General features: G+C 38.4%; 26 protein-coding genes. 8 read left to right on the top strand and 18 right to left on the bottom strand.

The features are described from left to right. Nucleotides 1-42 precede the first annotated feature (42 nt). From ACERJO_RS10080 to ACERJO_RS10070, 3 genes are read left to right on the top strand one after another with little or no spacing between them, the layout of a single operon-like run. The gene (locus tag ACERJO_RS10080) at nucleotides 43-675 is read left to right on the top strand and encodes a GNAT family N-acetyltransferase (RefSeq protein ID WP_247104681.1); all 633 of its coding nucleotides are present in this window, start codon (nucleotides 43-45) and stop codon (nucleotides 673-675) included. 43 nt (nucleotides 676-718) lie between these two features. Further along, nucleotides 719-1,354: an acetoin utilization AcuB family protein gene (locus ACERJO_RS10075; protein WP_373647386.1), complete on the top strand. Its 636-nt coding sequence runs from the start codon at nucleotides 719-721 to the stop codon at nucleotides 1,352-1,354. Between the two features lie 5 nt (nucleotides 1,355-1,359). Further along, a complete protein-coding gene (locus ACERJO_RS10070; RefSeq protein ID WP_373647385.1) occupies nucleotides 1,360-2,526 on the top strand; it encodes an acetoin utilization protein AcuC in 1,167 nt (388 codons plus the stop codon). 218 nt (nucleotides 2,527-2,744) lie between these two features. Here the strand turns inward: ACERJO_RS10070 and ACERJO_RS10065 are convergent, their stop codons facing one another. The 5 genes from ACERJO_RS10065 to ACERJO_RS10045 form a co-directional block, all read right to left on the bottom strand. Then, nucleotides 2,745-3,443: a 5'-methylthioadenosine/adenosylhomocysteine nucleosidase gene (locus tag ACERJO_RS10065; RefSeq protein ID WP_247104678.1), complete on the bottom strand. Its 699-nt coding sequence runs from the start codon at nucleotides 3,441-3,443 to the stop codon at nucleotides 2,745-2,747. A gap of 68 nt (nucleotides 3,444-3,511) precedes the next feature. Next, nucleotides 3,512-4,297, bottom strand: a complete 786-nt coding sequence (gene motS, locus ACERJO_RS10060) for a flagellar motor protein MotS (protein ID WP_373647384.1) — start codon at nucleotides 4,295-4,297, stop codon at nucleotides 3,512-3,514. Continuing rightward, a complete protein-coding gene (motP, locus tag ACERJO_RS10055; RefSeq protein WP_247104676.1) occupies nucleotides 4,284-5,084 on the bottom strand; it encodes a flagellar motor protein MotP in 801 nt (266 codons plus the stop codon). The genes motS and motP overlap by 14 nt, the downstream gene beginning before the upstream one ends. A gap of 32 nt (nucleotides 5,085-5,116) precedes the next feature. After that, nucleotides 5,117-6,118, bottom strand: a complete 1,002-nt coding sequence (ccpA, locus tag ACERJO_RS10050) for a catabolite control protein A (protein WP_247104675.1) — start codon at nucleotides 6,116-6,118, stop codon at nucleotides 5,117-5,119. Nucleotides 6,119-6,542: 424 nt separating this feature from the next. Further along, nucleotides 6,543-7,619, bottom strand: a complete 1,077-nt coding sequence (locus tag ACERJO_RS10045) for a bifunctional 3-deoxy-7-phosphoheptulonate synthase/chorismate mutase (RefSeq protein WP_247104673.1) — start codon at nucleotides 7,617-7,619, stop codon at nucleotides 6,543-6,545. 213 nt (nucleotides 7,620-7,832) lie between these two features. Here ACERJO_RS10045 and ACERJO_RS10040 point away from each other — a divergent pair, with 213 nt between their 5' ends. Beyond that, nucleotides 7,833-9,980 carry a cell division protein FtsA gene (locus ACERJO_RS10040; RefSeq protein WP_247104671.1) on the top strand — a complete coding sequence of 716 codons (2,148 nt, stop codon included), beginning with the start codon at nucleotides 7,833-7,835 and terminating at the stop codon, nucleotides 9,978-9,980. Nucleotides 9,981-10,081: 101 nt separating this feature from the next. Here ACERJO_RS10040 and ACERJO_RS10035 read toward each other — a convergent pair whose 3' ends face one another. Both ACERJO_RS10035 and ACERJO_RS10030 read right to left on the bottom strand, forming a co-directional pair. After that, the gene (locus ACERJO_RS10035; protein ID WP_247104670.1) at nucleotides 10,082-10,513 is read right to left on the bottom strand and encodes a YtxH domain-containing protein; all 432 of its coding nucleotides are present in this window, start codon (nucleotides 10,511-10,513) and stop codon (nucleotides 10,082-10,084) included. Nucleotides 10,514-10,515: 2 nt separating this feature from the next. Next, nucleotides 10,516-10,947, bottom strand: coding sequence for a DUF948 domain-containing protein (locus ACERJO_RS10030; RefSeq protein WP_247104669.1), 432 nt, complete (start codon nucleotides 10,945-10,947; stop codon nucleotides 10,516-10,518). Between the two features lie 215 nt (nucleotides 10,948-11,162). Here ACERJO_RS10030 and ACERJO_RS10025 point away from each other — a divergent pair, with 215 nt between their 5' ends. Continuing rightward, a complete protein-coding gene (locus tag ACERJO_RS10025; RefSeq protein ID WP_247104668.1) occupies nucleotides 11,163-12,278 on the top strand; it encodes an aminopeptidase in 1,116 nt (371 codons plus the stop codon). A gap of 154 nt (nucleotides 12,279-12,432) precedes the next feature. Here the strand turns inward: ACERJO_RS10025 and murC are convergent, their stop codons facing one another. The 9 genes from murC to ACERJO_RS09980 form a co-directional block, all read right to left on the bottom strand. Next, nucleotides 12,433-13,743, bottom strand: coding sequence for a UDP-N-acetylmuramate--L-alanine ligase (gene murC / locus ACERJO_RS10020; RefSeq protein WP_247104791.1), 1,311 nt, complete (start codon nucleotides 13,741-13,743; stop codon nucleotides 12,433-12,435). A 159-nt stretch (nucleotides 13,744-13,902) separates the two neighbouring features. After that, entirely contained in the window at nucleotides 13,903-15,000 is a 1,098-nt protein-coding gene (locus ACERJO_RS10015) for a nicotinate phosphoribosyltransferase (protein ID WP_247104667.1), read from the bottom strand. A gap of 86 nt (nucleotides 15,001-15,086) precedes the next feature. Then, complete coding sequence (locus tag ACERJO_RS10010) at nucleotides 15,087-17,267, bottom strand: DNA translocase FtsK (RefSeq protein WP_373647383.1); 2,181 nt, start codon at nucleotides 17,265-17,267, stop codon at nucleotides 15,087-15,089. A 162-nt stretch (nucleotides 17,268-17,429) separates the two neighbouring features. Beyond that, nucleotides 17,430-18,227, bottom strand: coding sequence for a DUF1444 domain-containing protein (locus ACERJO_RS10005; protein WP_373647382.1), 798 nt, complete (start codon nucleotides 18,225-18,227; stop codon nucleotides 17,430-17,432). A gap of 242 nt (nucleotides 18,228-18,469) precedes the next feature. Then, entirely contained in the window at nucleotides 18,470-18,796 is a 327-nt protein-coding gene (locus ACERJO_RS10000) for a thioredoxin family protein (protein ID WP_247104665.1), read from the bottom strand. Nucleotides 18,797-18,810: 14 nt separating this feature from the next. Beyond that, nucleotides 18,811-19,833: a PTS sugar transporter subunit IIC gene (locus ACERJO_RS09995; protein WP_247104664.1), complete on the bottom strand. Its 1,023-nt coding sequence runs from the start codon at nucleotides 19,831-19,833 to the stop codon at nucleotides 18,811-18,813. Between the two features lie 11 nt (nucleotides 19,834-19,844). Next, nucleotides 19,845-20,453: a hypothetical protein gene (locus ACERJO_RS09990; RefSeq protein WP_373647381.1), complete on the bottom strand. Its 609-nt coding sequence runs from the start codon at nucleotides 20,451-20,453 to the stop codon at nucleotides 19,845-19,847. Between the two features lie 99 nt (nucleotides 20,454-20,552). Then, nucleotides 20,553-21,068 carry a DUF84 family protein gene (locus ACERJO_RS09985; RefSeq protein WP_247104662.1) on the bottom strand — a complete coding sequence of 172 codons (516 nt, stop codon included), beginning with the start codon at nucleotides 21,066-21,068 and terminating at the stop codon, nucleotides 20,553-20,555. A 74-nt stretch (nucleotides 21,069-21,142) separates the two neighbouring features. Continuing rightward, nucleotides 21,143-22,216: a M42 family metallopeptidase gene (locus tag ACERJO_RS09980; RefSeq protein WP_247104661.1), complete on the bottom strand. Its 1,074-nt coding sequence runs from the start codon at nucleotides 22,214-22,216 to the stop codon at nucleotides 21,143-21,145. Between the two features lie 152 nt (nucleotides 22,217-22,368). Here ACERJO_RS09980 and ACERJO_RS09975 point away from each other — a divergent pair, with 152 nt between their 5' ends. Beyond that, complete coding sequence (locus tag ACERJO_RS09975) at nucleotides 22,369-22,677, top strand: PepSY domain-containing protein (protein WP_247104660.1); 309 nt, start codon at nucleotides 22,369-22,371, stop codon at nucleotides 22,675-22,677. Nucleotides 22,678-22,784: 107 nt separating this feature from the next. Here ACERJO_RS09975 and trmB read toward each other — a convergent pair whose 3' ends face one another. Continuing rightward, complete coding sequence (gene trmB / locus ACERJO_RS09970; protein WP_247104658.1) at nucleotides 22,785-23,429, bottom strand: tRNA (guanosine(46)-N7)-methyltransferase TrmB; 645 nt, start codon at nucleotides 23,427-23,429, stop codon at nucleotides 22,785-22,787. Nucleotides 23,430-23,544: 115 nt separating this feature from the next. On the opposite strand from trmB, the gene ACERJO_RS09965 reads away from it, so the two are divergent. Beyond that, nucleotides 23,545-23,796, top strand: a complete 252-nt coding sequence (locus tag ACERJO_RS09965; protein WP_247104656.1) for a YtzH-like family protein — start codon at nucleotides 23,545-23,547, stop codon at nucleotides 23,794-23,796. Between the two features lie 144 nt (nucleotides 23,797-23,940). Here ACERJO_RS09965 and ACERJO_RS09960 read toward each other — a convergent pair whose 3' ends face one another. After that, nucleotides 23,941-24,735: a phosphotransferase family protein gene (locus tag ACERJO_RS09960; protein ID WP_247104790.1), complete on the bottom strand. Its 795-nt coding sequence runs from the start codon at nucleotides 24,733-24,735 to the stop codon at nucleotides 23,941-23,943. Between the two features lie 523 nt (nucleotides 24,736-25,258). Here ACERJO_RS09960 and purU point away from each other — a divergent pair. Continuing rightward, a complete protein-coding gene (gene purU / locus ACERJO_RS09955; RefSeq protein WP_247104655.1) occupies nucleotides 25,259-26,125 on the top strand; it encodes a formyltetrahydrofolate deformylase in 867 nt (288 codons plus the stop codon). Nucleotides 26,126-26,475: the final 350 nt, after the last annotated feature.

Raw genomic sequence — 26,475 nt, 5'->3', positions numbered from 1 at the left:
AAATATCGTTGTTTACTCGTTTTTAATAAGGTGGTTACAAACATGCAGCATTTTAAAACCTACTTTTCTATGAATCTCCCCTTCCATGGAGACGAAGTACTAATTGAAGGACCAATATCACCCAACCGATTAAAGGAGTTAGATTTCCATGAAGATTTAACATCCTTTCGTCCACCATTAGAGCAAAAAGAAGCACTAATTGAAATTGCCGAGCTTCCTGAAGGACGAATTAATGTCATTTGTGATAATCAAATGATCATCGGCTATGTCACTTTTGTTTATCCAGATCCCCTTGAACGCTGGTCAGAAGGGCAAATGGAGAACTTAATTGAGCTTGGAGCGATTGAAATAGCTCCAAAATACCGAGGTGCTAAGCTTGGTAAGCATTTACTACAGTTTTCAATGAAAGATGAAGCTATGGAAGATTATATTATTATAACAACTGAATATTATTGGCATTGGGATTTAAAAGGTAGTGGACTTGATGTATGGGAATATCGAAATATGATGGAGAAGATGATGAACGCCGGTGGCCTCATATGGTATGCAACGGACGATCCTGAAATCTGTTCACATCCAGCGAACTGCTTAATGGCCAGAATTGGTAACCGTGTCAGCCAAGAGTCGATGCAACAATTTGATCAGATTCGCTTTCAGAATCGCTTTATGTACTAAGTCGTCTAACCGTGTACGAATTGAGATAGAAAGGTTGTTTTCAATGTTAATTAATCAAATAATGAAAGAAAACGTCATTACGCTAGAAGAAGATGCTACGATAAAAGACGCTATGCAAACAATTGAGTTAAGACAAATTAGACATATACCGATTGTAAATAAATCCAATCAGCTTGTTGGAATTATCTCTGATCGAGATATACGAGATGCTAGCCCTTCCATTTTCCATTCAACTGATCATTTGGAAGATTTCCTAAAACCTCTCTCTTCTATCATGGCACGTAATGTCATTACCGCACATCCTCTCGATTTTGTAGCTGAAGCGTCTATTTTATTCTATGAGTATCACATCGGCTGTCTACCAATCGTTCAAGTTAATCAACTAGTAGGCATTATTACAGAAACTGATATCCTCCATACACTAGTTCAATTAATGGGAGCCCATCAGCCTAGTTCACACATTGAAGTAAAAGTGGAGAATATTACAGGGAAGCTAGCTGATATCGCTAGCATTTTTAAAGAGAGGAAAGTTCCTATTACTAGTGTACTCGTCTATCCTTATCCTGATCCTCAATTCAAGGTATTAGCATTTCGAGTACAAACGATTGATCCAAGGCGTATTATTAGAGAAATTGAGAAAAGTGGCTACCATGTCATTTGGCCAAAAGGACCAGAGTGAGCTTGATGAAAAAGGATAGTATTTATATTTATTCAAATAAACAGCTCGGTTATCGTTTTAATAAGAATCATCCTTTCAATCATATTCGCCTTGAATCAACATTTGATTTATTGCAACACCTGGATGCCATAGACTCGAACGATGTCATTCCACCTCGAATAGCCTCAGATGAGGAGATTGCTTTGATTCATCAGGAGGATTATATCGAAGCTGTTAAAAAAGCGAGTAAAGGGGAATTAAAAATGGCAGAACCGTTCGGTTTAGGAACGGAGGATACTCCCATTTTTCCTGACATGCATAACGCTGCAGCCTTAATCGTCGGAGGAACGTTACAAGCTGTTGATGAAGTAATGGAAGGAAGAGCACAACATGCCTTACATTTAGGTGGTGGCCTCCATCATGGCTTTAGAGGGAGGGCATCGGGCTTTTGCATTTATAATGATAGCTCCATTGCGATTGAATATATGCGTAAACACTACAAGGCACGTGTGCTCTATGTAGATACAGATGCTCACCATGGTGATGGTGTTCAATGGACCTTTTATGATGATCCTGATGTATGTACACTAAGCATACATGAAACAGGTAGATACTTATTCCCAGGAACAGGTCAAGTCCATGAAAAAGGAAGTGGTCAAGGATACGGCTTCTCCATTAATGTACCTATTGATGCCTTTACGGAAGATGAATCTTTTTTAACATTATACGAAACAGCCTTTAGAGAAGTAATCGATTTTTTTAATCCTGATGTCATACTCACTCAAAATGGAGCCGATGCCCACTTTCTAGATCCACTCACCCACCTTTGCTCTTCTATGAAAACTTATAAAAGAATTCCACAAATTGCACACGAGTTAGCTCATCAGTTTTGCAACGGTAGGTGGATTGCTGTAGGAGGTGGAGGTTATGACATTTGGAATGTTGTACCACGAGCTTGGTCATACATTTGGTTAGCAATGACGAACCAATTGGACAATTTACCAGAAGAATTACCAGAGAAGTGGATTGAACGTTGGAAGCAGCAGTCAAAAACGCCTCTACTCCGTTCATGGATAGACAATCCGGACACGTTTCCAGACATACCACGTCGAGCAATTATAACAGAAAAAAATTCAACCATACTCGACCAAGCACTATATCATATTCGAAATGAAAACAAGAGAAAAAAATAAGAAATATTCATAATACTAGAGAATTGAAAATATTGGTTTTCTTTTTCAGTATCCTTAAAGCAATGGACGAAACCGGTCCCTATTTTAAAAAGCCATTGCTAGGCAAATTAAAGAGCACTGAAAAAGTTGACTTGTACTTTTTCAGTGCTCTTTAAAACCAAGCTTTTCAGTGGACTTAGACCAGTTCACTTTTTTGAGTCCCTATTAACGAATAGAGATCATGACATGTTCTTAATCATATTTGAAACAATTAAACGAGATTGCTCACTCGCTAGTTCAGTGAATTCTGTAAAACTCATAGAAGCTTCACCATTAGCTTTATCAGAAATCGAACGAATGATAACAAATGGAATGTTATTTAATGTCGCCACTTGAGCTACTGCCGAACCTTCCATTTCGACGCATACTGCATTAAACGTATCTCTTAAATCTCTAACCAATTCCGCATTTGCAATGAACTGATCGCCACTGACGACACGTCCCTTTAGTACTTTACGATGCACACTTGCTGTAGAGCTCTCTTCCGCTAGCTTGATAAGCTCAGTGTTTGCTTTAAAGTCGGATGATATAGGAAACATTGGAATCTCACCTCGTTTAAAGCCTAATGGGCTTGCGTCAATGTCGTGTTGCATCGCACTCGTTGAAATAATAATATCGCCAACCTCTAATTGTTCTTCAACAGCCCCCGCTACTCCTGTAAAGAGAATATGCGTTACTTGGAAATGGTCAATTAGAACTTGTGTCGTTAAAGCCGCATTGACTTTGCCGACACCCGATTGACAAAGGACTATATCCTTTGTAGACATTTTTCCTTCATAAAATTGAATGAGAGCAACCTCTGTTGATTGATGTATCGTCATTTCTTCCTTTAAAGCTGTGATTTCTTCTGCCATTGCCCCTATAATTGCAATTTTCATTTTAAATCGTCTCCTTACGCAAGATGTCCTATGAGTTCTTTATTAACCTCATAGGACATCTCTATCAATTAATACGTATAGCCATCATCGTAAGACGGATCTGAGATGACAATAACAACACGCCGATTCTGACTCATATTTTCTGCCGACGTATTATCAACTACTGGACGAGTATCACCATATCCAGTAGATATGAAGCGATTCGGTTCTAAATCATACTCATCAATTAAATAACGAATCACACTACTTGATCTTGCACCAGATAGCTCCCAGTTAGATGGATAACGAAAGGTTGAAATCGGTCTACTATCTGTATGCCCTTCAACTTTCACGATATTAGGAATAGCTTCTAATAATGTTCCTACTTTATTTAAGATAAGCTGAGCCTCATCTAACAACTCCGCTTCACCTGATTCAAATAACGAGCGTTCTTGCAAAACTAATACGACACCACGATCATCTCTTGTTGCTGATATTAAATCATTTAAATCATTTTCATTAAGAAATTCATTGACCTCCTCTAACAGCTCGTCCATCTGTGCCTCGTTTGGAACATCATCTTGTTCTTGAGGGTCATCAGTACCTTGCTCGTCAGATTCCATATCTACATCAGCATCTCTTAACTCGTGGTCTCTTATTTCATTCGGATCTTGAAATTCAATGGCGGATGGCATGAAATCAAAAATTTGGCGCTGTTGAAATGATTCAGCAATCGCTCGAAATTTTTGCGCATCGACAACGGACATTGAAAATAATAGAATAAAAAAGACGAGAATCAACGTCATCAAATCAGAAAAAGTAACCATCCATTTCGGAGCGCCTTTTTCCTCCTTTTTTCGCCTACGATTCAACATTTTCTTCTCCTGTTTCTTCTTTTTTATCTTTTTCACTAATAAAAGCACTGAGCTTTTCTTTTAAGATCTTAGGATTTTGTCCTGATTGTACTCCAATAACACCTTCAATAATAATTTGCTTAACAAATACTTCTTCATCGGTTTTATTATTTAGCTTATTTGCCATTGGAATAAACACTAAATTAGCAAGTACAATTCCATACAAAGTCGTTAACAAAGCAACTGCCATATTAGGTCCTAATGTTGAAGGGTCATCTAAGTTTTGTAGCATGAGGACAAGACCAATCACGGTTCCAATCATCCCCCATGTAGGTGCGAAATCTCCCGCTTTTTCTAAAAGAGCTCGTCCTTTTCTATGACGTTCTTCCATTGCAACTACTTCAGCCATCATAATGTCTTTAATAACATCTGGTTCAATTCCATCGACAGCTAGTAACACACCTTTACGAATAAATGGATCTTCTACTTCATCAGCACTTGCCTCAAGAGATAACAACCCCTCACGCCGTGCCTTACCTGAAAGATCAACAAATGTATCAATTAAATCATTTAAATCATGATTGTGTGAATGAAATGACTCCTTTAATACTTTTGGTATAACTTTGAGTTCTTGTAATGAGAACGAAATAATAATTGCGGCTGTTGTACCTCCACCAACAATTAGTATGGAAGCAATCTGGATAAAAAAGACAACCCCTCCAGCACCCGCATTATTAAAGATAGCTAGTAATAGGACAGAAATCCCCAAGAATATTCCTATTACTGTCATCAGATCAAATTTCTTCATATTCCTCTCCCTATCTCTCTAAACGTATCTACTTATGATTTTGTTGATTGTCTAAGCTCAATACGATGAGGTAATACGACCGTATGTTCACTCACTTCCTCTTTATTCATATACTTCGTCAATAAACGCATAGAAACTGCGCCTATATCATAAATAGGTTGAACAACAGTCGATAGTGTTGGTCTAATCATTGTTGCAAGTCTTGTGTTGTCAAAACCAATTACTTCAATATCTTCAGGAATGCTTAATCCACGGTCTTGAGCACCATGAATAACGCCCAAAGCCATTTCATCAGTCGCTACAAAAATAGCACTTGGCTTTTCGCCAGAATCAAGGAATTGGTTCATTGCCTCAATCCCAGAGTCATACGTGTAATCACCAATTTTCACTAAATTTTCATTAAATGTTAAACCAGCTTCTTCAATGGCCCTACGGTAGCCTATGAATTTTTGGTACCCATTAACAGGGTCATCTAGAGTTCCTGTTACCATACCAATATTCTTATGCCCATTTTCGATCAAATGAGTAATGGCATCAAATGCAGCTTGTTGATAGTCAACATTAACGGAAGGCACTTCCAATTCCTTATCGAAAGTAGCAGCTAATACAATTGGAACAGGTGAACGTTTAAAATCTGTTACATGATCTTCTGTTATCTGACTTCCCATAAAGACAATTCCATCCACTTGTTTTTCAAGCAGTGTATTAATTAAATGAATTTCCTTTTCTTTATTTTGATCAGAATTACATAGAATAATATTATACTTATACATCGTTGCAATGTCCTCAATACCTCGTGCTAACTCAGCAAAGAAGATACTTGAAATATCAGGGATGATGACTCCAACAGTCGTCGTTTTCTTGCTCGCTAAACCTCGCGCTACAGCATTAGGACGATATCCTAATCGCTCAATTGCCTCAAGTACCTTTTTTCTTGTTGTTGGTTTTACATTTGGATTACCATTAACAACACGTGATACGGTTGCCATAGATACTCCTGCTTCTCTTGCTACGTCATAAATAGTCGTGTTCACTGTTATCCTCCTTATTTTTCATTCCTAATTATAGTTATCATACGACACTAAGTAGACGTTCGCAATGTCTTATACTACTTATATCGACAAGGAATGAAAATATTTTCATTATATTTTCATTTTTTTCAATAGTATATCCTTCCATACAGACAAATTAACGGTTCTTTCAAAAAAAATTGAAAGACAACACAATGAATACAATGCCAAAAAGGACTCGATATCGAGACCACTGAAAAGTACCAATCAACTTTTTCAGTACCTTTGATTTGACTAGCAATGACTTCACTCGTTACTCACTTGATACGAGAAACCCACTTTCAAACTTCTCAAAATAGGAAACGGTTTCGGACATTGCTGAAAGGGCACCGAAAAAGTTGAAAATCAAACTTTTTTCGGTGCCCTTTTGGCATTTAAGATGATCCAATTAGCGCTTATACAATCCAGAAGCTTGTAATTCATTTACAAACGTATTAAATTGGTCAATGTCCATTTGTTGTGCCGAATCAGAAAGAGCTACAGCTGGATCTGGATGAACTTCAGCCATAACCGCGTCTGCCCCAATCGCTAGTGCCGCTTTCGCACATGGAAGTAACAAATCACGACGACCTGTTGAATGCGTTACATCAACTAATACAGGTAAATGAGTCTCCTGCTTTAAGATTGGAACTGCAGAAATATCAAGAGTATTACGTGTTGCCGTTTCATACGTACGGATACCTCGCTCACACAGCATCACTTGGCTATTTCCCTTTGAGACAACATATTCAGCTGCATGAATGAATTCTGAAATCGTACCGGATAACCCTCTCTTAAGTAAAACAGCCTTATCAACTGAACCAACCGCATTTAATAATTCAAAATTTTGGGCGTTTCTTGCACCTACTTGAATAACATCAACATACTCTAACGCCATTTCCACATGCGCTGGATTAATAATTTCGCTAATGACAACCATACCTAGCTCATCAGCCACTTTTCTTAAAATTTGCAATCCTTCTTCTCCAAGACCTTGGAAATCATATGGAGATGTCCGAGGCTTAAAAGCTCCTCCACGTAATAACGTAATGCCACGCTCTTTTAATGCCTTAGCAACGGTGTACACTTGCTCGTAGCTTTCTACTGCACAAGGTCCCATAATCAAACGTTGCTCCCCGTCACCAATTGTCTCACCTTTTAAGTTTACAATTGTATTTTCTGGATGCTTTTTACGAGAAACTAGTAATGCTTTACTATTATCTTCTTCTTGTAGCTCAAGGCTAGCTTTGAAAATTTGTTTGAAAATATGTTGCAATGTTGAGGTCTCAAATGGACCATTATTATTGGCAGCAATATGATCAAGCATACTGCGTTCTCTCACAGGGTCGAAGCGATTGACACCTTGCGTCCCTTTAACTTTTCCAACCTCTTGTACAAGGCGTGCACGTTCATTAATTAAATCAAGAAGCTTCAGATTCACCTCATCTAATTCTGATCTCAACAAATCTACTTTCTCGTTACTCACTATACTCCACTCTCCCTTTATCTTTGGCTTCTTTTTAAGAATTTAACGTTATTATATCGGAAATCGACAAGAATGTCACGAATTTTTTCTTTATTAATTAAACGCTTTTAAGCGCTAAAGTGCTATTTATATCTTTTTCCTTACGTTTTCTTGAAATCTCTAGTAAAATATAAGGATATAATCGACAAAATACGGTTGAAGGTGTGGATCTTCATGACAACAAATCAAACAAACTCTCCTCTTTTTGCCTTAGATATAGGTACACGGTCTGTAGTAGGACTATTATTGCAACAAGAAGAGGATACTTTCTCACTGCTAGAATCATATACAAAAGAACATGACGAGCGCGCCATGCTTGATGGACAAATTCATGATGTTCCTTCTGTCGCTAAAGTGATTGAAATAATTAAACAGAAATTAGAAGAAAAACACGGACCACTAAAGAAGGTTTGTGTGGCAGCAGCAGGACGTTCATTAAAAACAATACGAGCAAAGGTGTCAATTAATATCGACGCAAAGCCCATGCTGACTCGCGATGATTTATTACACCTCGAATTAAGTGCCGTTCAACAGGCACAATATGAGCTTGCAAATGAACGAACAGATTCTAGTACTGATTATTATTGTGTCGGCTATTCCGTTTTAGCCTATTTACTTGACGATGAACCAATTGGAAGCCTAATGGATCAAACAGGTACAGAAGCCTCAGTGGAAGTCATTGCAACATTCCTGCCAAAAGTGGTTGTTGAATCTCTTCTCGCCGCCTTGTCTCGAACGAATTTAGAGCTAGAAGCATTGACGTTGGAGCCAATTGCTGCCATTAATGTGCTGATTCCTCATTCGATGCGTCGACTAAATGTCGCTTTAGTTGACATTGGAGCAGGTACATCTGATATTGCACTGACAGAAGAAAATACCGTCACTGCTTACGGTATGGTTCCCGTTGCAGGAGACGAAATAACTGAAGCGATTAGCGATCACTTCTTACTCGATTTTCCTGACGCAGAAAGAGTCAAACGCGAACTATCGACTGAAGATGCTGTAACGATTACAGATATTCTTGGAATGGAAACCGTTCTTAATCGTGATGAAGTCGTCTCACCAATTGACGATGCGATCCGTCAGTTAGCTCAATCCATTAGTGATGAAATCCTCCGTCTTAACGGAAGATCACCAAAAGCAGTCATGCTAGTTGGTGGTGGGAGCTTAACACCGAAGCTCCCAGAGTACATCGCTTCAATTCTCGGGTTACCAGCGAATCGAGTTGCTATACGTGGTGCGGATGCGATAAAGCAATTGCAAAAGAATGATCAACAAACATACGGACCAGACCTAGTAACACCGATTGGCATTGCAATAGCAGCCAAAGAGAACCCAATTGAGTACATAAGTGTGACGATTAATGATCGTACATTAAGATTATTTGATGTCAAAACGTTAACAGTTGGCGATGGACTACTTGCTGCTGGAATTGATATTGCAAAATTGTATGGAAAGCCAGGATTAGCCAAAATGGTGACAATACAAGGGCGACTCATTTCAATACCAGGTGAACATGGGACACCACCTCGTATTTTGAAAAATGGGGAGAGCGCCAGCTTAGATGATTCTTTAAAGCCGAATGATTGTCTAACTGTTGAAAGAGGACAAGATGGGAAAGAGGCAACGATTACGATTGCTGAATTAGTAGGCGAAGACCCGACAGTCGTGGTTCATTTAAACGGTGAAAAGCAGGAGCTATTAGCTAAGATTAAACAAAATGGTCAGTTTGCATCCTTAGCAGCATCTGTTAACGATCGTGACCATATTGTCATTGAACAAGTAACGACCGTTCAAGAATTACTAGAACAATTTGGACATTCATTACAAGCCTTTCACCCATTCGAAATTGAATTAGATGGTAAGAAAATGTCTTTTACAAATCATATTCCTACTATCACCGTAAATGGAAAAACAGCAACATTACAATCAATACTGCAGCAATATGACAAGGTTCATGTTGACTATCCAACAAATGAAAGTAGCATTTATACCGTTCAAACGATGATCACTCTTCATCAGTTAGATGCCATGCAACAAATAACCGTTTCCTTTAATCAAAATCAGGTCCAATTAGCTAAACCTTTGTTATCCTTTATCCGAAACGGACAAAAGCTCTCTTTAGACGATGTGCTTGAAAACGGGGACACACTTAAAACGGCCCTGCAACAAACGGAACCGTTTATTTTACAAGATATTTTCTCAGTTGTGAACATTGAGCTATCTAGCTTATCTGGTAAATCATTTTCCATTCTGCTTAATAATGAAAAAGCATCCTTCACAAGTGAAATCAAACACGGTGATCACATTGAAATAAAATAATCTATTAAACAACGATTTCAATCGATTTCTATGTTGAATTAAAACTAAAAAAGAGACTACGAAACAACTAACTATTAGTTGCCGTAGCCTCTTTTTCACTATTAAGATTTCACTTCGCTTACTTCTTTCGCTACCTTATCCTTAACGTCCGCAGCCTCTTTTTGAACATGATCTTTGACCTCGCCATGTGCAGATTCAACTGTTTCTTTTAAATCATCTGCAAGCTCTTCTCTTGAACTTTGAACTTGATTGGCAACGTCCTTTACTTTCTCTACTACTTGATTAGACTGGTCTGATACGACCTTTGCAATAGAGGAAGATTTATCCTTCGCATATGAAGCCCATTCGCTCCCTTTATCATATGCAGTTGATGTGAATTGACTTGTTTTTTCTTTTGCTAATTGTGCTTGTTCTGTTAAATCACTACGTAATTCTTTACCTGATTTAGGAGCAAGAAATAAAGCGGCTGAAGCCCCAACAATTCCTCCGATTAACGTTCCAATTAAAAAATCCTTCGTATTCATGTCACCCATCATTATTCCTCCTTCATATTTTTCGCGCTCTTCTTTTCCTTGTATCTAGTATAAAGATCAAGAGCAGCATTGCCCCATTGAATCACTTGAGCAACTTGATCTGACTGCCTATTCGCTTGATTGGAAATCGTCGTCGACATATGACGAATCGTATGTGTAAATTGTCCAACAGAATCCCCTAGTTCGTTCACAGAAGTAAATACAGCGTTAATCGAATTCGACTTACCTTGAATATCGTCTGCTAATCGATTCGTTCTCTGTAGTAGTGCTTCCGTTTCTTTCGTAATGCCATTCATTTGAGTTTCAATTCCAGCCATAGTATTTGCTACATGCTCCAACGTGCGATTAGCTGATTTCAACGTACGAACTAAATAAATAACAAGTACTGCAAAAGCTATTGCAACAATTAATGCGCTTATGTACAAAATGATCACCTTCGTCTTTCACCTCCTGTACAATGCATTGTTATAATGTCTAATACCCATAATTGTAACATTCTAAACATGAATCACAACAATAAATTCGAAATCCATGAATTATTTTCCTGTTCATACATATAAATAGGAGTTGTATGTTAAATAGTTTGATACAATTAATAGAAGAAGAATAGCAATATGTTAATAAATCTAACATAAAAAAGGAGAATAGTATGAAAGATCCTCGTATTCAACAATTAGCCCATAACCTTGTTACATATTCCATTAATGTTCAAAAAGGAGAGCGTATCCTTATTGAAAATTTCGGCTTACAAGGAGAGCTTGTAACAGCAATCGTACGAGAAGTATATAAAGCAAAAGGACATCCCTTTGTCTTATTAAAAGATCATCAAGTAGATCGTTCACTTCTCATGCAAGCAACTGAAGAGCAGCTGACTTTGCAAGCGAGCTTCGAAGCAAATATGATGAGCCATATGGATGGTTATATCGGTTTAAGAGCTGGTGATAACATTTCTGAGCATAGCGATATTCCAAGTGAACAATTAGCATTGTATAATCAAACAGTTGGAACAAAAGTCCATCGTGAAATTCGTGTACCAAAAACGAAATGGTGTGTCTTACGTTACCCTAACTTCTCAATGGCTCAACTAGCTAACATGAGCACTGAGGCATTCGAAGATTTTTACTTTAACGTATGTAACTTAGACTATCAAAAGATGAGTCGAGCCATGGATGCACTTGTCGAACTCATGAATGAGACGAATGAAGTATTCATTACAGGACCTGGGACGGAATTACGCTTTTCCATCAAACAAATCCCTGCTATTAAATGTGCTGGAACGTTCAACATTCCAGATGGTGAGGTTTTCACAGCGCCGATTAGAGAATCGGTCAACGGGACGATTACCTTTAATACAGCCTCACCTTACCAAGGATTCACTTATGAAAACATTTCATTTACATTTAAGAACGGGAAAATTATCGAGGCTCACGCTAATGACAGTGAACGCCTTAATCAATTACTTAATACAGATGAAGGTGCACGTTATATCGGAGAGTTTGCAATCGGAGTAAACCCGTATATCCAACACCCTATGAAAGATATTCTCTTTGATGAAAAGATCGATGGAAGCTTTCATTTCACACCTGGCCAATGCTATGAACAAGCATCTAATGGAAACCAATCAGCTATTCATTGGGATATTGTTATGATTCAACGTCCTGAATACGGTGGTGGTGAGATTTATTTTGATGGGAAGTTAATTCGAAAAGATGGTCGATTTATTCCAAAATTATTACAACCTTTAAACCCTGAGAATTTGACTTAATAGACATTCCTCTTTGTAGAAGGTCACTGAAAAAGTACAAACAACTATTTCAGTGGTTCTAAATTTATGAAAGGGCATGGCGAAAGTTGAAAAATCAAACTTTTGCCATACCCTCCTTTACAGAACCCCTTTTCCACTTCATTGGCTATTAAGTTTATGAATGTCTAGCCCCTAAAGTGTCCTCGTATGCTCTTTGGAATTTCTGAACATCCCCAGCACCCATAAATAATAAAATACTACTTTCATGCTGACGTAAAACTTCAATTGATTCTACCGATATTAATTGCGCACCGGGAATTAATCTCTGCAAATCCTCAATTGACAGTGTACTGTTTTGTTCACGTGCAGACCCAAATATATCACAGAGATACACATAATCAGCAGCATGCAAAGAGTCTGCAAACTCTTGTAAAAACATTTCAGTTCTTGTAAATGTATGAGGCTGGAAAACCGCTACAATATCTTGCTTCGGATACTTTTGCCTCGCTGATTCAATCGTTGCAGCAATTTCAGTAGGGTGATGAGCATAGTCATCAACCAACACTTGTGTTCCGACTGCTTTTTCACTAAACCGTCTTTTAACTCCTTGGAATGTTACAATATGTTCCGCTGTCACTTCGACAGGAACTCCTTCATAGTGACAGAGAGCAATGACAGCTAACGTATTTAGAATATGATGATTCCCAAAGCGATGAATCGTAAATTTCCCATAAAGATGATTGCGAATATAAACGTCAAAATGAGTTCCTTCACTAGATGTTTCAACATGACGAGCTTGAAAATCATTTTGTTCACCGAAACCATAATAAACGACCGGGACATTCGCTTGAATACCTTCTAAATATTGATCATCACCACAAGCAACAATCGCCTTCTTTACTTGCTTCGCCATTTCCTGAAAAGCTAAGAACACATCATCTACGTCCTGAAAATAATCAGGATGATCAAAATCGACATTCGTCATAATACAATAATCAGGTTTGTAATTTAAAAAATGCCTTCTATACTCACATGCTTCGAATACGAAATAACGAGAATCCTCTTCGCCTTTTCCAGTACCATCCCCAATTAAATACGAAGTAGGAAACGCTGCGCCTAATACATGAGATAATAAGCCTGTCGTTGATGTTTTCCCATGCGATCCTGTAACAGCTACACTTGTAAATTGTTGAATGAAATTCCCTAGAAACTCAGGGTATTTCTGCACATTCAATTCAAGCTCTCGTGCCTTCTTCATCTCTTCATGGTCTTCACCATAAGCAGCAGACACGACTACCTGTTGTCCTTGTTGAATATTGCTTTGATTAAATGGTAATAATGCTATTCCTTTTTGTTCTAGAGGCTTTTGTGTAAAAAATGTCTTTTCGACATCAGAACCTTGCACAGAAAGCTTCATATCATGTAGTACTTGTGCCAGTGCACTCATACCTGAACCTTTTATTCCTATAAAATGATATGTCATAATTGGACCTCCGTCACTCACATGGTATTGTTGCGCCATGGACGCGCTTTACTTCATCCTCCAAATCGACGCGCTTAATAACAGTCATTTACGCTGCACTTCTTTTCATCCAATAGTATATGTAAAAAGTGTCAGAAAAGACCCTTTACAGCTAATCCTGTCTTAATCAACTAAAGTTAGTCGTGGATTATCCCTAAATCTTCGGCCCGCCTTAGCCTCATGTTCTCCACCTATTCGCACATTATCACCAGTAAACCCAATATTAATCTTCAGTAAGCTGCCACCTACTCCATAAATATCGATAGGTACACCAGCCTCCTCGTATTTTCGTATACGATCAGCATTAAATCCACCAGTTGCAATGATTTTGACGTGCTGAAAGCCTTCTTTATCTAGTGCTTCACGCAGCGCAAATAAAAGAGTTGGATTGGCTCCTCTGGGATCGAACGTTCCCATCACTTCTGGATTTCGACAGAAAAATTGGTCAACCATCATAGCAGAAGTATCAACCCGAACCCCTTTCAGATCAGCACCAAACTCTCTCGCCACTTTTAACGAGTCCGTGATAACATCATTATTATAATCAACAAGTGCCATTAGGTCATCTTCAGGATACGTTTCTTTATAGGCTCTCGTTGCCTCAACAATATCTCCTTCAAAAAGCTGTATAAGAGCATGTGGCATCGTCCCCATCCCTTTTTTCCCCCACCATTCATTCATCGCATGAGTCGCTTGGGCTTTTGATCCGCCAATAAACGCTGCATAACCGTCACCTGCTTGTTGAGTGAAATGATCATCACGATCTCCCATAAAAATAACCGGCTTCTGAAAGCCTGACTTACGAGCGGCCTTGACAACATTATAAACATTCGTTGCCACAGATGTTCTTCTCGCAAAGATCCCATCAATGATTCCTTCTAAATAACCAAAATCCTCATAGTTACCAGTAATAGTAAACACTGTTTCATAAGGCTTTATTTTATCGCCATCTTCTAAAGACCGAAGCTCTAATTGCTCTGGATTATTCGCAAACGTTTTAATCAATGCAATCACTTCATCTGTTCCACAAAGAACAGAATGTTCCTTTTGAAAAAACTGCATCGTGACGGCACGGCCTGGGCGATACCTTTTCACGATTTCTCGTGTTTTCAAGAAATAGACAGCGGAAAACCAGCCATCCTTAATACGCTCATCAAATTTAAACGTTTCATTCGTTAACCGTTTAATTTCTCCATTTAGTTTAAGTGTGATTTCTTTCATAAGATTGAGCTCCTTGTTATTCCTCAACTATTCTCCATATCTATATATCATATAGAACCTTGATCGTGAAAACAAGTTCAAAATAATTATGTCGATTCATGATATAAGACCTCTTCTAATTGAATCGAATCAACAAGGATATGACGCGGCTTACTGCCCATTGCTTCAGATACGATACCAGCATCCTCCATCATATCAATTAACCTCGCTGCTCTGTTGTAGCCAATTCGATACTTTCGTTGTAGACTTGAGGCCGAAGCACCACCTTGCTCGACTACATAATAGCAGGCTTCTTCAAATAATTCATCATCTACATCATCTGTTTTTGCTACTTTCATTAATTGCTCTTGTTCAAGTAAATACTCAGGCTGGCGTTGCTTTTTCACAAATGATACAACTTCTTCAATTTCTTCATCAGACACAAAGGTTCCTTGTACACGAATCGACTTCGGTGAACCATTTTCGTAGAAAAGCATATCTCCCCGACCTAATAAGCGTTCTGCACCACCAGAATCTAAAATCGTTCTTGAATCGGTTTGACTAGAAACTGAAAAAGCAATTCGTGTAGGGATATTTGCTTTAATAAGACCTGTAATGACATCAACAGAAGGCCTCTGTGTTGCAAGTAATAAATGAATCCCACATGCTCTCGCTTTTTGCGCAATCCGACAAATTGAGTCTTCTACATCCTGTGGTGAAACCATCATTAAATCAGCAAGTTCATCAATAACAACCAACATATACGGAAGTGCCGGTTTGTCAGGTGATTCAGAGTATAAGTCATTATATCTCTTCACGTCTCGTACACCATATTGACTAAAGAGCTCATATCTTCGTTCCATTTCCTCAACAACCCACTTCAAAGCAATCGTTGCTTGTTTCGCATCCGTTATGACTGGCGTTACGAGATGAGGTAATTCATTGTATGGTGCTAGCTCAACCATCTTCGGATCAATGAGCATAAGCTTGACTTCATCAGGAGTCGCTTTATATAAAAGGCTAATTAATATTGAATTAATACAAACACTTTTCCCCGATCCTGTGGCACCCGCCACTAACCCATGAGGCATTTTTTGCAAATCCGTCATAATCGGTTGCCCTGAAATATCTAAACCTAGCGCAACCGTTAATGGTGAGCTTTCTCTTATAAATAAATCTCTTCGCAACAATTCTCTTAAAAAAACCGGAGCTGATTGCTGATTGGGAACTTCGATTCCGATCGTATTTTTCCCTGGTATCGGAGCCTCAATTCGAATGTCCTTTGCAGAAAGAGCTAGCTTCATATCATCGTTAAGTCCTGTTACCTTCGTAACCTTCACACCTTTTCCAGGTTGAATTTCAAACCGTGTCACAGAAGGGCCCTGTGTGACATGAACAACCTTTGCTTCAACATTGAAACTATGTAACGTCTCTTCTAAAATGTACGCCTGCTGATGAAGCCATTCTTGATTATCCGCTTGCTTCTTCTCAGGGAAACGCAAGAGTTGAATCGAAGGAAATGTATACATGAACTGGTCTTCCTTCTTACTTTCCTTTTCCTCTACTTTGTTATTTGTCACTCTATCTTTTGGTAACATCATGACATTATAAGGAACCGTTTGTTCTTTTTGCTCCTGATTCGTTTTTGCAGTCCGTTGCTCAAGCTTGCGACGCATTCGTTCTTGATGATTTCTACTTTTCCCTTCATCTCCCATACTACCCGTTGCTGACGACCATTCATCTTTTACTTGCTCATGATCCCCGGTTAATTTTTCTTTACCTGTCATTCCTTTATGAACAGAGTCATCAGCTGACTCATTCACTTTTTCACGTTTAACAGTCTCCTGTTTCGTAGCAATTGACTCAACCCTTTTCTCGCGTTTGCGTGAGGTTAGGTCATTCGTTTCTATTAATTGTTCAGAATGCTTTAATTCAATATTCGGTTCCTTTTTACTTTGCTCAACAGATTTCTGTTGGTCCTTGTAACCGTATATAGGAGATGGTGTGATCGTCCATTTATAATCATTTTTTGGAGTCGGTGTTTCACGAGATTCATAAGGAACAAAATGTTCTTCATGATTATCAACGGTTTCGGTTTGTTTTCGCACTTTATCCTCAATAACAGGAAAACGAAATTTGCCCTTACTAGGGTAATCGTACTTTACTCTAGCATTATTATTTGATTGCTCTGTTGAATAATGATACGAACGGCGCTCCTGTTCTTCTTCCATCATCTGCTCTTTTTCATCAAATAATTGTTTTATTTTTCTAACCCAGTGACGTAACATGCCCACTTTGTTCACCACTTTCTTTCAATGACATGTAAGAAGAGTTGCTCTTTAAATGAGAACAACTCCTCTCTTCTATTCAGGTCAACTTTATCATTTAGACCAATATATTGTTTTTTATTATATCATGTCCAAATGATCCTGTTCCGGTTTTTTTAAAAATCACGACTTTGGTTTACGCTGCGCTAAAATAAATGTCGGTTCTAACTCTCCATCTTCATACATAAATGGTAATGCTGTTACAGGGACGCGTCCTTCACCAAAGAATTGCAAAGCAATTTGTGCTAATACATCATAGCCTCTTTCATTTACTAAATCAGCAAAAATAAGCACATCCTGATGCGGTATCGAAACACCTAACTGTCCTACCGCTTGACGATTCATTTTCTCCAATAACGATTGGTCAAGGACTCTACTGGCATCGTAGCCATCCTTTGCACGCAGAAAATAAAACTTATTTCCTGCCACCTCGTCCTCTTTCAGAGGCTGATCTAATGAGCGAAGGTTAAATGTCGCCATTTCTCTAATCTTCGTTTTCGTCCACGATGTTTGTTCGAGTAATTGCTCATGAATAAGAGTATAAGACTCTCCTAGATCAATGACATAGTAAATCCTTGTCTCTGCTGTATGCTCGTCAAATAAAAGGACTTGCCCTTCTTTAGTCTCAGTCGGGAACGATGTCGCACGAATAATAGGAAAGATATTTCTCTCATTTCCATCGAGCATTGGCTTTGTACGCATTGATTCAAGCCCAACTTCTACATACCTAACGACCTCATCAATCGAATCAAATTCCTTCCGTTCCCACTTTGCTAACAATGGCTTTAAAGCTAAAGTGACCCCTTTTTTAATTTCTGTATCTTCAATGCGTAATGTTGCTTCTTTATGATCATAAAAAAGAGTCCATCCGTCTTTTTCTAACATTTGTTCAATCTTTTTACGGAATTCTCTCATTTCCATTTTCCATCACTCCTACTATCACTTGAATTCCTATTCAATCATGTTTCGAACAGAATCGCAACCTTTCTACTTAGTATAAAGCAAAGGCTCTTCTTAATTACGTCACGCGTTGTCGTCACAAGAACTTGAGCTATTCTGAATTGGAACACACTCTATCATGATTAAATGTCTAAGAAAATAATAAATTCTTTCTTAATTAAAAAGAAGGTCACTCTTATTTCATCACGAGTGACCTTCTTAACTCAACCGATATGCGCTTCTGCTTTCGTTAAAAATTCAACAATTTCTTCCTCGCTTTTGCGTTCCTTGCTAACAAAGCGCTCGACTTCTTTTCCATCCACATATGCAAGAAAGCTCGGAATTCCTAATATGTCTAATTCTTGACACAAGTCAATACATTCATCACGATCAACATAATAAAACGTGAAGCTCGGGAAATCCGCCTCAATACGTGGCAATAAAGGTTCAATCACCTTACAATCAGGACACCAATCGGCTGAAAAGACAAATACAGCTGACTCCTTAGTTGATATTTCCTTAAACTGTTCTACTGATTTAATCGATTCCATCTCTTTCTCTCTCCTTATTGGTCAATTTTCATATCACCAAAACGAATAAGACCCTTCTTCCTCATCCATTCTGACACAAGCAAGCTTATAACAGCTGGTCCGACAAAATGAAGCAATCCGATCGCAACGATTACATTGGTCGTTAAGCCCATCTCAGAAATGGTTAAAATCGGCCCAACTAATCCACTTGTTCCCATTCCAGCACCAGCGGCACTGTTTGACATTTGAAACATAACAGTTGCAAAAGGGGCTAGGATCGCTCCAGCTATAACAGGTGGTATAAGAATAAGTGGGTTCTTCATCACGTTAGGTACTTGTAGCATCGATGTTCCCATGCCTAAAGCGACCAAGCCTGACAAACGATTCTCACGATAGCTACTTACAGCAAATCCAATCATTTGAGCTGCGCAGCCTACTGTCGCTGCTCCAGCAGCCATTCCATCTAGCTCAAGCATGATAGCTAATGCAGCACTCGAAATTGGTGCTGTTAATGCTAACCCCATTAATGTCGCAACAACAATGCCTAATAATATTGGTTGTTGTTCGGTTCCCCATTTTATCAACTCTCCAAATTGTGTTAATGCCAATTGAATCCATGGTCCAATAAAATAGGCTGTAAGAAATCCTGAAACAATTGTAACAAAAGGCGTTACAATAATATCGATTTTTGTCTCTTGAGAAACGAGTTTTCCAATCTCAACGGACAGGACAGCAGCGATAAAGCTTCCAGCAGGTCCAGCAAGCTCAGCCCCAGCAGCTCCAGTAATAACAGCAGCAAATACGACTAGCCTCGGTGCTTTTAGACCATAAGCAACAGCCACACCAATGGCAGGACCCATTAAGCCCATCGCTAAATCTCCCATATCGACTAACAATGAAAATGCCGGAATATACGGTTCAATATTCTCTCCAGCCGTTTTCATAATCAAACCAATAATAAGAGAGGCAAACAAGCCTAATGCCATATAGCTAAGACCTGTAATAAAATATGTTCGCCATGAACATTCGATCCCTTTTCTTTTTAAGAACGCTCTCACGCATGCTCCTCCTATGACGATTCTTCAACATCAATTAATTGATAGGAATGAATCATTTTTGTCATTAGCTCAATATCTTCTACTAACTCCTCGTAAGTGGAAAGCGCAGATACTTTTACTCCACCTATCGAAACCAAAACAAATAGCTCTTCTGCTTGCTGTGATTCTTCATCACTTTCTATTTCTTGCACATTTCCGTCTACTTCATCCACTACATCAGCGTTATCCTTAATAACTAGGAAGGATAGATAATCATCTGTTTCAACCACCTCAAAGATAATAGCGTCTTCTTCTAACTCTCTCTCACGCTCTAGGTGAAAGGAGCTTGTCTTAGGCTCTGCTGGATCATGAAATAGTAAATAAACTTGATCACCTTGTTGATCCTCAATCAACATATTGAAAGGTGAACTTTCAGATACAGCTAGATGATTTGGTAAGTATAATGATACGCCTTCTTCTTCCATGTTCGTCTCATTAGGCTCTTGTTGGATAAGATCCATATACGTCTCATAGCCTAATTCAAGCGCTTCTTCGTCTGATACTGAACACCCTATAATCAACATCGTTCCAAAAAGCAAAAAAACAATTCCAACTCGAGTCAACCACCGGTTCACTTTCAAAATAAGGACACTCCTTTAAAAGAACTTAAAGATACCTCCTTTATCATACCTTTATCCTATAGGGCTGACAAGAACCGTTTACAGCTAACATGACAGAATTTAATGTTTCTCGCTCAAAAGATATTGTCCATAAAGGAGTTTTACAATATGAGAAAACATTTCTTTTCGATCAACAAATCCATGACTAAAAACGCCAATAGCCCCTTGTTTTTTTCGAACTTCTCGATCACCAACATACTCTGCCATGACATTCCCGAGCTCCTGACCGGTACGAAGTTGATTCGATATGTCTTCTGGGAGAGGAATTCGAGCCCCTCCGGCAATCCATTCTCTTCCATCCTGATGAAGAAGCACCCCCCAATTACATAACATAAGACCGAAGCGAGTCTCAATGACTCCACCTTCTAATCCGAAGGCCATTGTTGAAGTACTCAATTGTAGAAGAGCATCCTTCGCACGGTTTCGTGCACCTAGAATCGTCTCTTCGTCAGAAAAAGGTTGTGAGTCCACACTTGATTTAGCAGCTATCGGAATAAAGCGAATCTCTTCTTGAATAAGAGTAGCTTGAACAGCATGAACCTTTGCCGGATTTTTTGATCCAATTGCAACTATCATCTCATCCCTCCTTATTTCAATGGCACTGAAAAAGTTTAATTTTTAACTCATTTGATGTCCTCTTCTTCTCAAGGTTATACACTCTCTTGAATGGATCGGATTGTAGTCATATCTGTCGCTTTCACTAATTTCATTAACAGCTCCTTTGCAGCAGCGTAATCATCGACATGAATAATGGAAGCTGATGTATGAATATACCGTGCACAAATACCAATTACAGCTGATGGTACACCATCACCAGTCATATGAACTCGACCGGCATCCGTCCCTCCTTGAGAAATGAAATATTGATAAGGAATATCGTGTGATTCAGCTGTATCTAAAATAAATTCCCTCATCCCCCTGTGTGTAATCATCGAACGATCAAAAATACGCAATAACGCTCCCTTGCCTAGCTGACCAAAAGCATCCTTACCTCCAGTCGCATCATTAGCTGGACTTGCATCTAATGCATAAAAAATATCAGGCTTTATCATATTCGATGCAGTAGCAGCTCCTCTTAACCCAACCTCTTCTTGAACAGTCGCTCCTGAAAAAAGAATATTAGGGATTCTTTCATCCTTTAATTCCTTTAACAGCTCAATGGCAAGCCCAACACCATAACGATTATCCCATGCTTTAGCAAGAAGCTTCTTAGGATTTGCCATTTGTGTAAATGGGCAGACTGGTACAATTTGTTGTCCCGGCTTAATTCCGATCTTTACGGCATCATCCTGATTATCTGCTCCAATATCAATATACATGTGCTTCATTGCCATAGGTTTTTTTCTTTGTGCTTCGTCCAATAAATGAGGTGGCGTTGAACCGATGACTCCAATCACTGGTCCTTCTGCAGTTATAATTTGAACGCGTTGAGCAAGTAGAACTTGACTCCACCATCCACCTAACGCTTGAAATCGAATGAGTCCATTTTTACTAATAGATGTTACCATAAACCCAACTTCATCCATATGTCCAGCTACCATTACATTTGGGCCAGACTCATTACCACGCTTCACCCCAAAGATACTTCCTAATCGATCTTGAATAATTTCTTCTGTATAGTTCTCCAATTGCGTTCGAACATAATTTCGCACTGAATGTTCGAATCCTGGAGCACCTTGTAATTCTGTTAATGTCCGAAACATCGATAATGTATCTGAGTTCATCTCGAATCTCCTTTCTCTTTCTGTTCACTTCTATTCATTTTAGCTAACTTTTTTAAAGGATGCTACTTAGTTTGGTCAAATAACTTTTTTTATGTATACTACAATTGAACACAAGGAAGAATTGGACTCAATGAGAAGAAAGGAAGAAGAAAATGACCGTTAAACGCTTTTTACTTGGATTAGGTGTAGGGGTGTCTATAGGATTATGGCTCCAAAATAAAAAAAGACCTCAAAATATAACACCAGAAAACGCATTAAAAAAAGTCAAAAAAGCAATGCAACCGACGTATCACATTTCCGGCTCATGGATTCATATGGTTCCTGAAACAGTCACTCGTCAATCAATCGACTATCATGTCTATCGTGGTGGAATATCAACAGTTAATGATAATGGAACTGTTCAATATGAATTTCTCGTTGAAACGAACAGTGGCACAATTATCGAGTTAGAGCAATTGTAGCCTGAATGGTTCTCAGCACTCCATGAGAGAGATTTTTCATGGAGTGCATGATAATAACATCTTTGAATGCAACTAGACCAATGACACTGATCTAGATTATTTTATACTTACTCTTCTTTAAACATAGCTTCGCAGCGATAAATCCGCATTCCCTTTTTTGAAAATTTCTCTTCATATTCCGTCATGATATTTCCTTCAAACTGACTTTTATGTAGGTTAAGGCTAACATTTTTAACAATTAATCCAAACCTTGAGAAGCTCTCCAACGAATATTCAAACAAACCTTGATTGTCTGTTTTAAAATGAATTTCACCATCACTCTTTAACAATTGCTCATATAATTCGAGATAGTCCTTGTAAGTTAACCGCCTCTTTTCATGTCGGTTCTTTGGCCAAGGATCGGTAAAATTAATGTACACTCTACTTAAATCATCCTTTTCAAAGAATTGCAGCAAATCAATAGCATCCTCATTTAGAAATTTCAAATTGGGTAGCTTTAATGCTTTTGCTCGCTCTAAAGCGGTTAATAGGACAGTCTCGTATTTTTCAATACCTATAAAATTTACATTAGGGTACTGCTGAGCCATTCCGGTTAAAAATTGCCCTTTTCCTGTGCCAACTTCAATGTAGATCGGGTGACTGTTACCAAAAAGCTCTTGCCACTTCCCTTTATGCAACTCAGGGCGTTGAACCACTATTTCAGGATATTGGGCTAATTCTTCTTTCGCCCACGGCTTATTTCTTAATCTCATTTGCGTACACTCCTTAACGCGAAAATAACTAGATAAGTATATATTGTATACATTCGGTTACGATAACATTGTACATTGTTACGTTATTCATAAGATTGAAAGGAGTCTTTATAACATGCCGATTACTTCACAAACGAAGCTTCAATTATTAAAAGACCTCTTGCAAAACCAGGCGAATGAACATTATATGACAACTGATGAAGCAGCTCAAATTGAACGATTAGTGTCTAGCCTTTCAAATGATACTTCCTTAGCACCAGAACTACGTGCGACGCTTTCATCAATCCAACAGCTTCACACACTTAATCACCAGCCCTTTCCCGATGAAGAAGTCAGTCAATGGATGAACTCGCTAAACATCGAATAGTACATGCTCCATTCCCCCGGAAATAAGATGGTGAAATCTCAGTAATGTTATTTGTTCAAGTGGTTCTTAAGAGTGAACGAACAACCACTACTAATTGAGGGTGCCTTAAAGGTTTAAAAACCATTTAAAGCACCCTCGCTGTATTTAACTTAGTAATAAACTATTTAAATATACCTTCAGCTGTTCCACTTCATCTAATTGTTCACGTTCAAAATGCCAAATTAGTACAGAAATGGATTGCGATACAACATACCAGTGCATTCTCTCGCGCAAAGATTTATCTAACACTATTCCGTATTGCTCTAACCAAACGGCCCAATCTGATTCAGCAATATAAGAATAAAGTAACAAACCTAAGTCAATGGCTGGATCTGCTACTTTAGCTCCATCCCAATCAATTAAATAAAGATGCTCCTCATCATCAATCATCCAATTATTATGATTAATATCACAATGACATACGACGTAATGATGAAAGCGAACAGCTTCTAATTTATCAATTAAATACGTCATTGCTTGTTCAATTGTAGGATCTTCGAGGTGATGGGCTTGTAATTGTAATCGTAAATTCTCTACTATACGATAAGGAGTTAACGGTTCATTTCCAATTCGTTTAAACATATCGAGTAATTCACTAGAATTATGGATTTTTGCTAAAAGTGCTGCGACCCTATTTTCTTTCATTTCATAGGCTTTTAATTCTCGCCCACTTAACCAGCGCTGTGCTGTTACAACATCACCATTTTCAAGCCTTCTCGTCCATAGCAACTTAGGAACAATGCCTTCTGCCGAAAGAACAGCTAAAAATGGGGACGAGTTCCGCTTTAAAAAAACGGTTTGCTCACCTTGTTGAGCAATATATGCTTCTCCTGTCACTCCTCCGGCCGGCAATACCTTCCAGCCATCACCTAATAATTGTTCCACCCGATTCACCCTCATTTTCATTCACTGTCTTTTCCTATATGAGATCGAAGCTGAACGCTACATCGCTATCTTTCCTTCAAGTAAAAACATAAGTATTCTACTAAGAAAAGGCTTGAGCTCACGTTAATTGGTTATTTTAATAAAATGATCATCACTGTAATGGTAAGAAAAGATCACTTAACAATTAATAACCAACCTTTATTTATCAACTGTCTGTCTTCATCAAATCATTCGTTTTATTAATAAAGTGATAAAGCAGAGCTGCAACCGCCAGGCTCTGCTCACAAACATACGACACCTAATATAGTTTATCCTATCAGAGAAGCCTATGAACAGTCAATCTATAGTTACTATTATTTCTTTCCATCCGTTTACTATTCACAAATATCAAACGTTAAACTCATTAACAAAATCGTTTTTCTAATATGATTCATTGACAAAGAACCTAGTAATTTGCTTCAATATGTAAGATCCCTTTTACTTGTATATTGTATTTTCGTATAATGAAATGGATAGTAACAAATGTGGAGGACTTATAATGACAGTAAATAGCATATCGACGCAAGTTCGTTTATTAATTTCTTGTCACGATAAACCAGGTATTGTGGCAGCTGTTTCAGCTTTCTTACAAAAAAATGGAGCCAACATTCTTCAATCCGACCAATATTCAACAGACCCTTCAGGGGGTATGTTTTTTATGCGTGTTGAATTTGACCTATATGGCTCTTATCAATTAGAAGATCTTCGGCAATCATTCATTGAAATTGCGAATGAATTCTCAATGGATTGGCGTATGGAACCTGCTTCTAGAAAGAAAAAAATGGCCATTTTCGTCTCAAAAGAAGACCATTGCCTTCTTGAATTGCTTTGGAAGTGGAAAGCAGGTGAATTAAAAGCAGAGATTCCGTTAGTTATTAGCAATCATAAAGACCTGCAAAAAGAAGTTGAATCATATGGAATACCTTTCTTTTATGTACCTGTTACGAAAGAAAGTAAAGCAGAAGCAGAGCAAGAAGCAGTCAAACTTCTTCATAAGTATGAAATTGACTTCATTGTACTGGCACGTTATATGCAAATTTTATCACCGACCTTTGTTTCAACATTTCCTAAACGAATCATTAATATTCACCACTCTTTTTTACCTGCATTTATTGGAGCTAATCCTTATGCAAAGGCATTTGAACGAGGCGTGAAATTAATCGGTGCTACCGCTCATTACGTAACGGATGATCTAGATGAAGGTCCCATTATTGAACAAGATGTTTTACGTGTGAATCATCGTTACACAACCGATAAGCTCAAAATAGCCGGTCGTCAAGTTGAACGAATCGCACTTTCTAGAGCTGTTACATGGCATTTAAATGATCAAATTATCGTATATGGTAATAAGACGGTCATATTCTAAAATAACCTTTCAATCGTTGCTTAACACCTGAATAGACTTGAGGCTGTGTAGAAGTCCAATGAGGCTGGGACATAACAAACGTGTTTAGCTGTGAATCCGAACATTGTGCGAACGTATCGGGTCACATATACGTGACTCCTACGGGATGAAAAGGAGACAACTGAAAAGCAAAGGTGAGACCCCGCAGTGCCTAGCACGAGGACGAGGAAGCTCACCAACTTCCCGCTGAAAGCGAAGTATATTTCAGGAGCGTTATTTGTATCACTGTGTATATGTTCGGTTTCTCATTTATATAAACACTTTTGTGCCAAACTCTAAGCTTCTTAGATCTTTTATACATTCTTCTCTTT

The organism is Halalkalibacter sp. AB-rgal2, assembly GCF_041821005.1.
Classification (GTDB): domain Bacteria; phylum Bacillota; class Bacilli; order Bacillales; family Bacillaceae_D; genus Halalkalibacter.
Note: the sequence above shows the minus strand (reverse complement) of the source record. Positions and strands in the feature narration are given on the sequence as shown.